Origin of the sequence: Flavivirga algicola (genome assembly GCF_012910715.1) — a bacterium.
Classification (GTDB): Bacteria; Bacteroidota; Bacteroidia; order Flavobacteriales; family Flavobacteriaceae; genus Flavivirga; species Flavivirga algicola.
In genome coordinates this window covers 221,423-234,016 of record NZ_JABBHF010000005.1, presented here as the reverse complement: position 1 = coordinate 234,016, position 12,594 = coordinate 221,423, and the positions used below count along the sequence as shown (strand labels likewise).

Sequence of the window (12,594 nt, the reverse complement as noted above, 5' to 3'; positions counted from 1 at the left end):
GTTTATTTACTTCTTATTGATTTTTTAAGACTTTTCTGTAATCTTTTTTCTTCTTTAATGACATTTTCAGGATGTGGATCTACCCAACCTGGCACTATGTTCTTCGAATCCCATTCTATATAATCTGCCTCGAGCTGCGCTATAATTTCAGGGTTTTCGTCCGCAATATCGTAACGTTCATAGCTATCTTTTTTTAAATTAAATAATAACGTCTTATTTTTATAAGCACTTTTATACAATTTATAATCTCCTTTCCTCACCGCATATTCAAATCCTCCAACAGAACGCCAAAATAAAATATTATGAGGATTGTCTTTATTTTCATTAGAGATATAAGGCAACAAACTTTTACCATCTAAATCTGTTTCTTTGGAAACATCTCCATGAGCTGCTTGCAAAAAAGTAGGGAACAGATCCAAGGAAATAACCGGTTTATCATACACCTGATTCCCTTTTAGCTTTTTTGGCCAATTGATAAAAAAGGGGACTTTAATTCCGCCTTCAAACAACATCCCTTTATGTCCTCTAAAAGGCCTATTGTCGGCATGTTCTACCCTTCCGCCATTATCGCTTAAAAACACAACAATGGTGTTCTCTTTCATATTATTAGCGATTAAAGTAGAGTCTATTTTTCCTATTCCAGTATCGACTGCATTAACCATTGAAGCATAAACATTTCTACCTCCATATTCAATATGCTGTGTTTTTTCAAGATATTCTTTAGTGGTATGGTCTGGGGAATGGGGAGCATTATATGCTAAATAGATAAAGAAAGGTCTATCGTCTTCTCGAGCAATAAAATCAATAGCCTCATTAGTAAAATCATCTGTTAAGTACGATAATTCACTTTGGGAAACTTCTTTTCTGTTACGATATATGGTTTGTAAAGGATTAGCAGGATACCCCCAATAATTCATGTTTCCTCCAGGAAAACCAAACCAATGGTCGAACCCTTGAGCTGGTGGATATAAACTTGGATGGTCTCCTACGTGCCATTTTCCAATAGCACTTGTTCTATACCCTTGCCCCTTTAAAGCTTCAGAAATCATTTTTTCTGATAATGGAGTTCCAACAGATGCGTCATTCTCTTCTTTATATGGCATATTGCAATCGTGTCCAAAACGTGCTTGGTACCTGCCTGTTAATAATCCCGCTCTAGAAGGACTACAATAAGGATGGGATACGTAACCATTTGAAAAGATCACACCCTGAGAAGCCATTCTATCGAGATGAGGCGTTGGAATATCAGTACTCCCATTAAAACCAACGTCAGCCCACCCTTGGTCATCTGTTAAGACCAAGATTATATTAGGTTTTTCTTGTGCATTTATTGAAATGCACAAGAAAATGAATAATATTATTTTTAATTGGCACTTCATTTTAAAAGGTTTATTTTGTTTGGACAGTGATGGACTCAGGTTTTAATTTATCTGAAGTTGCGGTAATAGTTATCTCACCTGCCTTTTCAGTAGATTTTACCACAAGCATACACAGCCCATTAAATGCTTTTCTGTTATGAGCCTGAAAAGAAGCTAATGATGTTTGATCTCCATTGCCCACTGCTGCTAATATACCTTCCCCTTCGATATTAAAATTCACCAAATTATCTGCCACTGGGCAAATATTGCCATCTGCATCTTCTATTCTTACTGTTACAAAAGATAAATCATTGCCATCTGCATTAATCAGAGTTCTATCGGCTATTAATTTCACTTTGGCAGGCGCTCCTGCTGTCTTTATTTCTTTTGCAGCGACTTCCTTTCCTTTTTTATAGGCCACAACTTTAAGTGTCCCAGGTTGATAAGGCACATCCCATGAAAGACGATATTTGGATTTGTACATGCCACGTTCAAAATCATGATATTCTGATGGAATTTCTGTGAGATCTTTTCCCTTAGCTTTTTTTCCATAGGACTTTCCGTTTACAAATAATTCAACCTCTTCAGCATTGGTATAAGCAAATACTGGAATTTTTTCTCCTTCTTTATCTTCCCAATTCCAATGTGGCAGTACATGCACCATAGGCTTTGTAGTCCATTGACTTTGATATAAATAGTACCTATCTTTTGGAAAGCCACATAAATCGACTGGAGCAAAATACGATGAACGTGCGGGCCAATCGTCATTCCAATAACCATTTGTTGAATTATCTCGCCCTCCATAAGGTGTAGGCTCTCCCAAGTAATCAAAACCTGTCCAGATAAATTCTCCTAAAGACCTGGGTTCTTTAGCCTGAGCATCAAACTCAACATCTGGTGCATAAGCCCATGGTGGACCAACAATAACGTCGTAACTGCTCACATGAGTGGTTTCATGCTTTTGAGTAAATTCAATAGGCAAATGGTAGACACCTCGGCTACTGGTTAAAGATGAAGTCTCCGAACCATAAACAATCATGTCTGGGTTCTTTTCAAGAATTGACTTATACTGCTCTGGCCAATAATTCATCCCAACGATATCTACTTGTTCTGCTAATTTGTTTATAAATGGCGCTGGAAAATGATTAAATCCTATAGTGGTTGGCCTCGTATTATCTTCATCATGGCAAATGTCATTTAAATGTTTGGTTAATTTCCATCCATCTGCTTTCGCCTGTTCTAAAATCTCGTTACCAATACTCCACATGATTACTGATGGATGATTTCGATCACGCTTAATCATATCCCTCAAATCCGTTTCATGCCATTCATCAAAATATTTGTTATAGCCATTCTTTACTTTGCCTATTTTCCATTCGTCAAAAGCTTCAACAATAACCACAATGCCCAATTCGTCGCAAGCTTTCAATATTTCGGGAGAAGGCGGATTATGACTTGTTCGCAGAGCATTTACCCCCATACTTTGCATAATTTGCATTTGGCGTTGTTTCGCTCTAAAGTTAATTGCCGCTCCCAAGGGTCCTTGGTCATGATGCATACAAACACCATTCAACTCAACCGAATTTCCATTGAGTAAAAAACCTTTGTTTCTATCAAATTCTATCGTTCTAATTCCAAAATTAGTGGTGTATCGATCTACAACGTTTCCATCTACGGTTACTGTACTTATAGCTTCATATAATGTTGGACTTGTAATATCCCATAATTCTGGGGTATTGACGGTTAACTTAATGTTTTCGGTTGATTCTTTATCAACCTTAATTGTTGAACTATTTTCGGCTACCACATCACCTTTTGCATTTTTAACCTCCGTTTTTAACAATACTTCTGAAACTATTCTACTAAAATTGGCAATTTTAGTTTCAATATTTATCAGTGCTTTTTCTTTGGAAACCTCTGGAGTTGTTACAAAGGTTCCGTATTGCGGAATATGAATTGCTTCATTAATTTTTAATCGAACATTTCTATAAATTCCAGCTCCAGAATACCAACGAGCAGCTAAATCTTTTGGAGTTAGTTGTACCGCTATCACATTATCTTCATCAAATTTTATATGTTTGGTTAAATCCAATTCAAAACCAATATATCCATAAGGGCGTTCACCAACATAATGGCCATTAAGCCAAACTTTGGCCTCGTTCATGGCGCCATCAAATTCAATAGATATCTGTTTATCTTTATTTTCTTTAGCTATACTGAAATGCTTTCTATACCAGCCTTCACCATGAACAGGAAGACCACCTGTTCTGGCATTATAAATACTATCAAAAGGTCCTTCTATGGCCCAATCATGTGGTAAGTTTAATTTTCTCCAACCAGAATCATCAAAATCAATTGATGCGCCTTCATCAAAAGAACCTTTAGAGAAAAGCCAATCTTTATTAAAGTTCCGATCTTCTATTGAAGTTGATTTTTTAGGAGCATCACAAGAAAAAAAAGAAACTGCCACTACTAAAAAAATCGTTGAACAAATCCACTTAAAAATCTTCATATAACTATTGTTTTTTGAATTGTACTAATATGTTTATAGTAAATATAATTTATACCTATTCTTTAATAAAAAATAACGGATACAATTTTCCTAAAAAACACATTTGTTGCATAAAAAAAAACACTTGATTTAATTCTTTGAGATAAACAGGTGCTATTTTAATAAAACAACATATGTTTCACTTTTTCACTAAACACATTTTACCATAATTTATTTCATAAAATGAATTAACCATACTTTATACTAAAACTTAAAACATGTAACAAAAAGACGATTAGTAGTTTTCAACACATACACAAATTGTTCTAAATAGATGTACATATAGTTCATAATTAATAGAATTAATGATCAAACAATTAATTAAGTGGTCTTTATAGTATTTTAGCAAAGCTTAATTAAATCTAATAATGAATTTTTAAACAAATTATAGAAATGAACAACAATTATGAAGTTAGGTATGCTTCAAGCCCTGAAGCTGTAAAACAATATGATACTAAAGCATTACGTAATGAATTTTTAGTGGAAAATGTTATGAACGAGGACATGCTGAAATGGGTGTATTCTCATTATGACAGATATATGATCAGCGGCGTTGTTCCTGTTAATAAATCTGTTGAACTTGAATCAATAGATCCTTTGAAATCTGAAAACTTTTTGGACAGAAGAGAACTTGGCATTATCAATATTGGAAATACTGGTACGGTAACTGTAGACGGGACAGAATACACACTTGAGCATAAAGAAGCATTATATCTGGGCCAAGGGAATAAAAAAGTTGTTTTTTCTAGTAAATCCAGCGATAGTCCTGCACAGTTTTATTTAAACTCAACACCAGCTCACAAAGCTTTTCCAAATAAAAAAATTGGAATAAATGATGTTGAAGTTGTAGAATTGGGCTCTCCAGAAACAGCTAATGCACGTACTTTAAGAAAATACATTGTGAATAGTGTTGTCGATGTTTGCCAATTACAAATGGGAATGACTACCTTAAAACAAGGGAGTGTTTGGAATACCATGCCTGCACATGTACATGATAGAAGGATGGAAATCTATTTTTACATTGAAGTACCAGAAGATCAGGCTGTTTGTCATTTTATGGGCCAACCAAATGAAACAAGACATATCTGGATGGCTAATAACCAAGCTGTAATTTCTCCGCCATGGTCAATTCACTCAGGATCTGGAACCAGTAGTTATACATTTATATGGGGTATGGCTGGCGAGAATTTAGATTACAGTGATATGGACACTTGTAAAATAAATGAATTAAGATAAATAATATTAAATCTCCAACTATGGTCGTTAAAAAACTATGTATTTTCAGTTTTTGCGTATTAATTTTTTCTGCTTGTACGAAAGAGGAACGCAAAATAATCACCGTTAAAAACACATTAAACATTGAAAGAACGTTTGAAACCGTAGAGTTAACAAAAGAATTTTTAAAAGTTGACTCTTTAACATACTTGGGTGTAAAGGATACAGATTCGAATGCACTGATGTTATCTCAACTCGTTGATAATAATGAGGATGGTGTATACGATGTTTTATTGTTCCAACCTAAAGTAGCCGCTAATTCGGTAAAGAAATATGAAATAGTAGCTATTCCTTTGGAATCAAAAACTAAAGCACAGGACATTTGTTTTTCTCGTTTTGTACCAGAACGAACAGATGATTATGCTTGGGAAAACGACAAAGTAGCATTTCGGGTTTTTGGCCCTACCGCTCAAAAAATGGTTGAAGATAGTATACCTGGTGGTACTTTATCCAGTGGTGTTGACGCATGGCTTAAAAGGGTTAACTATCCTATTATAAACAAATGGTATAAAAAAAATACAGATGGCGGATCTTACCATGAAGATAATGGAGAAGGTCTAGACAACTTTCATGTTGGAATAAGCAGAGGTGTTGGAGGAATTACTATAAAACATGAAGATTCTTTTTATTTATCTAAAAACTTCACACATTGGAAAACCATAACAACCGGGCCAATTAGAACTAGTTTTTATTTAAAATATGAAGATTGGGATGCTAATGGACATACTATAAAAGAGTCCAGAATCATAAGCTTGGACCTGGGAAGTAACTTATCGAAATTCGAAATATCTTTAAACGGATCTGATTCAGTTTTGGCTGGTTTAACCTTACATGAAAAAGATGGAGAAGTTGTAAGCAATGACGACAACTATTGGGTAAGCTATTGGCAACCACATGGCGATTCTGAACTTGGAACAGCTATAGTAGCCACAAAAAAATATTTTATAGATTCTGAAAAATATGATACCGATAAAAAAGATTTAAGTAATGCATTTGCAAACCTGAACGTTATAAATGATAAGGTTGAATATTATGCTGGATTTGGTTGGAAAAAAAGTGGGCAATTTGAAAATAAAAAAGCATGGGAAAACTATTTGAATCAATTTTCGTTAAAAATCAACAACCCATTCATTATAAAATTAGAGAGTAACCCATAATCTAAGTCAGCATAAATTCGAAACAACCTACATGGTACTATTTATGTTTTACCAAATGCAAACTCTTTAAATTAAGAAAACCATACAAGTTGGTTCTTTCTTAATAAAGCTCTAACCTATTAAAAAGCAAAACCTGCGCAGTAGCGCAGGTTTTTTTATTAAAAAACTATCATGATGTTATTTAATCCATAAAATTAATCATCCCAGTGTTTATCAATGATTTCTTTTAAATGCGGATAATCATGATCTTCTTCATTTAACTCTTTTCTGGTTTCTTTCAATTCAGCCTTCATCTTATCGATAACTTCTTTATATGCCGGGTTATTATATTGATTTACCAGCTCATCTGGATCATTCTTTAAATCATAAAATTCCCAAGCTGCTGGTGTTATCCCCACTTTATTGGAATGTGCCTCATCATTCCAGTACATAGAAAGCGTGCCCTCTTTTTCTAAATTATGGTACCTCCCATAAAAGAAAATCAATTTGTGTTCTTTGCTTCTTATCCCGAAATGGGCTGGAATATCATGATGAACCATTTGCATCCAATAGCGGTAATAGGTACTTGTTCTCCAATCGTCTGGTGCATGCCCTTTTAAGATATCTACCATACTCTCTCCTTGCATGTAATCTGGCTGTTTACCTCCAGCCAATTCTATTAAAGTAGGTGCAAAATCTGTATTATTTACCATTAAATCTGTTCTAGAACCTTTCTTTACCATGTCTGGATAGCGTACTATTAACGGCATATGAATTGATTCTTCATACATCCATCTCTTATCTTCAAAATCATGCTCGCCCAACATCATCCCTTGGTCGGATGTGTATACTATAATAGTGTTTTCCCATAAACCTTTCTTTTTTAAATAATCAAAAAAACGTCCTAGGTTATCATCTACACCTTTTACACATCTTAAATATCTCTTTAAATATTCCTGGTAAGCAGCACTGGTCGCTTCCTTTTCCGTAGGTTGGCCACCTGTTTTATAAACATTAACATAGCTACGATATGGATGCCTTTTAGAAATGGAAGACCCTATTGTATTTATTAAGCTGTCATTTTTTCCACGAGTTGCTTCAGACCCCCAAAGTGGTTGGTTATACAAACTTTCAGGCTCGGGAATAAATTTATTTTCTAAATAATTGGCATATTTGGGATTGAATTCAAACATATCATGTGGCGCCTTAAGGTGATACATTAAAAAGAAAGGCGCACCATCATTACCTTTTATATTTTCAAACCAATCCAGTACTTGATCCGTAATAACATCTGTACTATGGCCCTTATATTCCACTGTATTATTGGGCCATTCTTTTTCACCACGTACTCTAAATACGGGATCAAAATATTTCCCCTGTCCTGGTAGTACCTTATAATAATCGAAAGCTTTTGGTTCGTTGTGCAAATGCCATTTTCCTATCATGGCCGTATGATACCCCAATTTCTTCATTTCCTGTGGAAGATATTGCTTTTCCGTATCTAATTCGTTCCACAAATCTAAAACTCCGTTTGTCTGGCTGTATTGTCCTGTCATGATAGACGCCCTACTTGGAGTACAGATGGAATTTGTAACAAAGCAATTATCGAAAACCATCCCTTCACTTCCTAACTTATCCAGATTTGGCGTAGGGTTTAAACTTGCCAAACGGCCTCCATACATGCCAGTTGCACCAGCAGCATGATCGTCTGTCATAATATAGATAATGTTTGGTTTTTGCTTTTTATCAGCTTTTTCTTCTGCTTGCTTACAAGAAACAAATAACAATACACAAAATAATGGTCCAAAAACCATTATAGGAAATTTAATTTTCATCATTCTTTTTCTAAAGTTTTAAACTAGTTTAATAAAATATATAAAATAAATGCCAGATTAAGCAAAGCTAAGAATATGATTAAATACTGATCTCTACTATATGATCAATACCTATAACTAATATTCCTTACTTATGCTTAAACTGGCATAAAACTATTTTAAACAAACTAGTTTAAAAAGTTTAGGTCTCGAATTCCTTTTTCTTAGCGAGTAAAATATGATCACAAACCAAAACCAATTCATCTCGCTGATTAAATATTTCAACATGCTCATTAACATGGCCTAATTCAGGACGTTTAGATGCTTTCTTTTCGCTAACTGTGACTACAACCCTAATGGTATCACCTATATATACGGGTTTTATAAAACGCAATCGGTCATATCCTTTAGAAAAAGCCTCAGGGTTTATTTCTGTAGCCGTCATACCAATACCTACACTAAACGTAAGTGTACCATGAGCAATTCGTTGCTTAAAAGGTTGTGTTTTGCACCATTCGGCGTCCATATGATGTGGAAAATAGTCGCCTGTATGTCCAGCATGAACAACAAAATCTGTTTCTGTAATTGTTCTTCCTAAAGTCTCTCTTTTACTACCTAATTCGTAATCCTCGTAAAACCTTGATACAATATGCATATCTTGATATTTTTATGATTAAATTATCTGCCCATCCATCCACCATCTACAAGTACGATGGCTCCATTCATATAAGCAGCTGCTTCAGAAGCTAAAAATACCGTTGGCCCAGCAAAATCTTCAGCTTTACCCCATCTTCCAGCTGGAATACGAGATAAAATAGAATTAGCTCTAGCCTGGTCATTTCGTAAAGCTTCTGTATTATCTGTCGAAATATAACCAGGAGCAATAGCGTTTACATTAACTCCTTTACCCGCCCATTCGTTAGAAAAAGCCATCGTTAATTGCCCTATAGCACCTTTACTTGCTGCATACCCAGGTACTGTTATACCTCCTTGAAATGTTAATAACGATGCGGTAAATATTACTTTTCCAGCACCTCTAGATACCATATCTTTACCAATTTCTCTGGTTAAAATAAACTGAGCATTTTGATTTACTTCAATCACCTTATCCCACAAATCATCAGAATGCTCCACAGCTGGTGCTCTTAAAATAGTTCCTGCATTATTTACTAAGATATCTATAACCGGATTATCCTTTTTAACTTCTTCTATAAAAGTATACAAGTCTTTTCTATTAGAAAAATCACATTGATAAGCTTTAAAACTTTTGCCCACAGCTTGAACTTCTTTTTCAACATTACTACCTTCCAATTCTAACGAAGCCGACACTCCAATAATATTGGCTCCCGCTTCTGCTAAACCTACTGCCATAGCCTTTCCAATACCTCTTTTACATCCTGTTACTAATGCTGTTTTGCCTTCTAAACTAAATTTGTTCAAAATACCCATTATATAATTCTTATTTATTGTTTTTTTTGCTTTTTAGACTAAAGTTTTACTTGCGGCGAAGTTAAATAAAGTTCCTTAAAATCTTGTCCCTAAATGGTACTTTCTTCTCTTACAGAAAGCGCTAATAACGCTATCTTAAATACAAACGATTTTATTGAATTTTCTTCATTAGTAGCGGGCAATCAAGAAGAAATTGACAACTTAACAAAACAAACATATCAACACTTGCTTTAGCTATTCATTAACAGCATAAACAATGTGAATTTTTGATACTTTTTGTTTAGTGCCCTATGGTCATTCTTTGATTACTATAATTTAGAAATTTTGAGGTTTTTTTAATGTTTTCAAAAGGAGATTCACATATTCGTTAATGTCTAAATCTTTATGTTTTTCAGCAAATAAGCCGTAAACCTCATTTTGTTGAAAATGATCGAAAAAAGTAGGATAACATTCAAAATTTGGTAGAAACATAGGATGGTCTGCCAAAGCACTCTTTAACTTAACACAGATCCTGTACAAAATCAACCAAATGGAAAAAAAGGCTTCTTGATCTCCATGAGTATGCTCCAACATTAATTCTACATCATTTTCGGCATACAATACCTGGTCAAAGTTCACTTTGGTATCATCGTCGAAATGCAAACTATAACCAATATTAGATTCCCACCAACGCAAGGTAAAAGTATGTATTTTTTTATTTAAACGAAATTCTGAAAATATTGGTTTTTGGTATTGATTATATGAGTTTGATAATGTGCTAAGCGTGTGATTGAAGATCATATTTTCATAATCTTCAGGCCTTTGTAAAGTAAGGTGTTCAAAATGTGTTAGGGCAATAACATGATCTATGCCCGCCTCATCGACAGCTATTGAATTTGTATGAGAGAAGCCTGTATGATCTTGAATTTGATCAAATTGATTTCTTAAATTCTCAAAATCAATCGAATTCTCACTGTATTTATAATTTATAATAATAGCACTTATTTCATAAGCATAATTGGAACCCATATCATAGTCAGAATAGTAGTCTTCAATAGAACTAAAACTCATTTTAAACCATTCTGATTCTTCAGGGTAAAATACAATTTCTGTCCCATATAAAAACTCTATGATTAGTGTTGTTGGAAATGATTTTGTACCATCATTTACTTCTGCAAATTTTTCACAAAAAATCTCAAATAAGTTTTTAGCTGTTACTTCTTTCATATCTTAATTTTAATTAGCTATATGATTTAAGCAATAATATAGGAATTCAGGTTTTCTTCATTTTGTAAACCTTGTTTAGTGGACAGTTATTTTTTGTTATCCATATTTACTAATATCCAATCGTGGTTGACCCTAAAGTCAACTTTCAGCTGAATTTTTTCTTTATTGGATACTTTTAACAAGGAAACCTGTAAACTTCCCGTTAATAACTGTTTTCCAGATTCATATACCCCATTCTCTTCTTCCTCAATATTAATTCCCTCTACCGATTCTATAATTAATTTATTTGTTCCCTCAGATAGAAATACAAAATCCTCTTCTATATCTTCTAAAAGATCAACGGCAATGGCATTCTTGTATGTCTCCATACTAATAACATTACCTACAAAATCAAAATAACGCACTAATCCTTTTTCAGATTCCATCAAAGATTTTATAGGATAGGTTCCTGTGATTAACTTTGGTGAATTTGATTCTCGAATCATTATGAGCTCAATTTCCAGAGGATTCCGGTTATACATGTCTTCATTCAAACTAATACTGAATGTCGTAGTGATAGCTCCCTTTTTCAATGCATTAAAACTTTTAAGTTCATAATTCGAAGCTTGTTGCTTTGTGCTTTCTAGCTCTATTTCGCAATAAAGCTCTGGTTTGTTTAAATCTAAGCTTTCTTTTACTAAAGTTTTAGAATTGTCAACCATACCAACATCCTCTTTTATGGTATTAGGTTCTTTATTCTTGTTACAGGAAGCAAGTAATGCTATTAGGATTAATAGACTTGCTAAAGATATTTTTTTCATAATTATATATTAATTTGTTTTTATCTATTTTAATTTTCTAAATAAGCGTAACAGTCTAAATAAAAAGTTATTTTGAAGCCTTTTACATTAGTTGTTTGAAATATTATTGACGTAGTATCTTTTTATTTTTGAAATGATGTACGTGATTGCACCCTAAGGCCGTTCAAATAGTCCTTCCTTATCGATCAAGACATATATTAATAACTACTAAAATATCTTGTTTTAGCTAATTAAAATACCCCGTTTCCAGTGAAAATTCCTATTTTTTATGATATTGTATAATTAGTAGTTAGAAAAATAGCCGTTAAACATCTCTTATAATGACTACAAACAGATGGATAAGCATTTTGTTTTGTCACCCTCCGTTGTAATAGGGCTTATAATTTTTTTATTAGCTATGTTTTTAAAAATTTGATTTGAAACTTCAACCTTATATCTTTTGGTAGACATTTTATTCTTCTAGTTTATAAAAATCTTCGTCACTCCAATACCCATCACTATTTAAAATAAAAATACGAACCTTATTTACCTGGTTTACAATCATAAATCCTCTTAGATCGGTATTTACTATATTTTGAATTTCAATTGAACCAAGCACCTTTTTAGGCTCATAAACCTTTAAATTAAATTTAATAAGTCCTCTTTCATGAGATATTTCAAGACCTATGTGCTTAGCACTAAATTTTTGGGAAAGTAATCTGCTTAATTTTGTATCTAGAATTATTTCTCCATGTTGCAACGTATCATTTCCCTCAGTATACAACCATTTCCCAACCTTGACACCGTTTTTATAATGCGCGAAATCCCTATAGACATATCCATCATTGTTAATAGCTTCTACGCATTCCAGCACTCCATTTGCTAAATTGCCAGACTTTATTTCATAGAAATAACCGCCTTTATAAGTGATATCATTACAGCCATATTTTTTTTGTTGGGCATTGTAAATTAAGCCATGAAGTATCCAAAAAAAGTATATTATTTTCATCTATTTCTATTGACTTG

At 33.5% G+C, this 12,594-nt stretch carries 11 protein-coding genes; 3 read left to right on the top strand and 8 right to left on the bottom strand.

Going from position 1 to position 12,594, the window contains the following annotated elements; translation table 11 throughout:
* Positions 1-2: 2 nt before the first annotated feature.
* Both HHX25_RS10570 and galB read right to left on the bottom strand, forming a co-directional pair.
* Complete coding sequence (locus tag HHX25_RS10570; protein WP_169672940.1) at positions 3-1,379, bottom strand: sulfatase-like hydrolase/transferase; 1,377 nt, start codon at positions 1,377-1,379, stop codon at positions 3-5.
* Between the two features lie 10 nt (positions 1,380-1,389).
* The gene (galB, locus tag HHX25_RS10565; protein ID WP_169672938.1) at positions 1,390-3,870 is read right to left on the bottom strand and encodes a beta-galactosidase GalB; all 2,481 of its coding nucleotides are present in this window, start codon (positions 3,868-3,870) and stop codon (positions 1,390-1,392) included.
* A gap of 432 nt (positions 3,871-4,302) precedes the next feature.
* Here galB and kduI point away from each other — a divergent pair, with 432 nt between their 5' ends.
* Together kduI and HHX25_RS10555 are read left to right on the top strand one after the other, a co-directional pair.
* Positions 4,303-5,145, top strand: a complete 843-nt coding sequence (gene kduI, locus HHX25_RS10560) for a 5-dehydro-4-deoxy-D-glucuronate isomerase (protein ID WP_169672936.1) — start codon at positions 4,303-4,305, stop codon at positions 5,143-5,145.
* A gap of 20 nt (positions 5,146-5,165) precedes the next feature.
* On the top strand, positions 5,166-6,341 hold the full coding sequence (locus HHX25_RS10555) for a DUF4861 family protein (protein WP_169672934.1): 1,176 nt from the start codon (positions 5,166-5,168) through the stop codon (positions 6,339-6,341).
* A gap of 194 nt (positions 6,342-6,535) precedes the next feature.
* On the opposite strand, the gene HHX25_RS10550 is transcribed toward HHX25_RS10555, so the two are convergent.
* The 3 genes from HHX25_RS10550 to HHX25_RS10540 all read right to left on the bottom strand — a co-directional run bounded on the left by HHX25_RS10550 (position 6,536) and on the right by HHX25_RS10540 (position 9,577).
* Complete coding sequence (locus HHX25_RS10550) at positions 6,536-8,158, bottom strand: sulfatase family protein (protein ID WP_240964460.1); 1,623 nt, start codon at positions 8,156-8,158, stop codon at positions 6,536-6,538.
* A gap of 178 nt (positions 8,159-8,336) precedes the next feature.
* Positions 8,337-8,789 (bottom strand): MaoC family dehydratase, encoded by a 453-nt coding sequence (locus HHX25_RS10545; protein WP_169672932.1) that lies wholly within the window; start codon positions 8,787-8,789, stop codon positions 8,337-8,339.
* 23 nt (positions 8,790-8,812) lie between these two features.
* A complete protein-coding gene (locus HHX25_RS10540; RefSeq protein ID WP_317169081.1) occupies positions 8,813-9,577 on the bottom strand; it encodes an SDR family NAD(P)-dependent oxidoreductase in 765 nt (254 codons plus the stop codon).
* A 99-nt stretch (positions 9,578-9,676) separates the two neighbouring features.
* Between HHX25_RS10540 and HHX25_RS10535 the strand changes: the two genes are divergently transcribed.
* Positions 9,677-9,817 (top strand): hypothetical protein, encoded by a 141-nt coding sequence (locus tag HHX25_RS10535; protein ID WP_169672928.1) that lies wholly within the window; start codon positions 9,677-9,679, stop codon positions 9,815-9,817.
* 81 nt (positions 9,818-9,898) lie between these two features.
* On the opposite strand, the gene HHX25_RS10530 is transcribed toward HHX25_RS10535, so the two are convergent.
* The 3 genes from HHX25_RS10530 to HHX25_RS10520 all read right to left on the bottom strand — a co-directional run bounded on the left by HHX25_RS10530 (position 9,899) and on the right by HHX25_RS10520 (position 12,577).
* Positions 9,899-10,789 (bottom strand): hypothetical protein, encoded by an 891-nt coding sequence (locus HHX25_RS10530; RefSeq protein ID WP_169672926.1) that lies wholly within the window; start codon positions 10,787-10,789, stop codon positions 9,899-9,901.
* Positions 10,790-10,875: 86 nt separating this feature from the next.
* Positions 10,876-11,589, bottom strand: a complete 714-nt coding sequence (locus HHX25_RS10525) for a hypothetical protein (protein ID WP_169672924.1) — start codon at positions 11,587-11,589, stop codon at positions 10,876-10,878.
* 451 nt (positions 11,590-12,040) lie between these two features.
* The gene (locus HHX25_RS10520) at positions 12,041-12,577 is read right to left on the bottom strand and encodes a hypothetical protein (protein ID WP_169672922.1); all 537 of its coding nucleotides are present in this window, start codon (positions 12,575-12,577) and stop codon (positions 12,041-12,043) included.
* Positions 12,578-12,594: the final 17 nt, after the last annotated feature.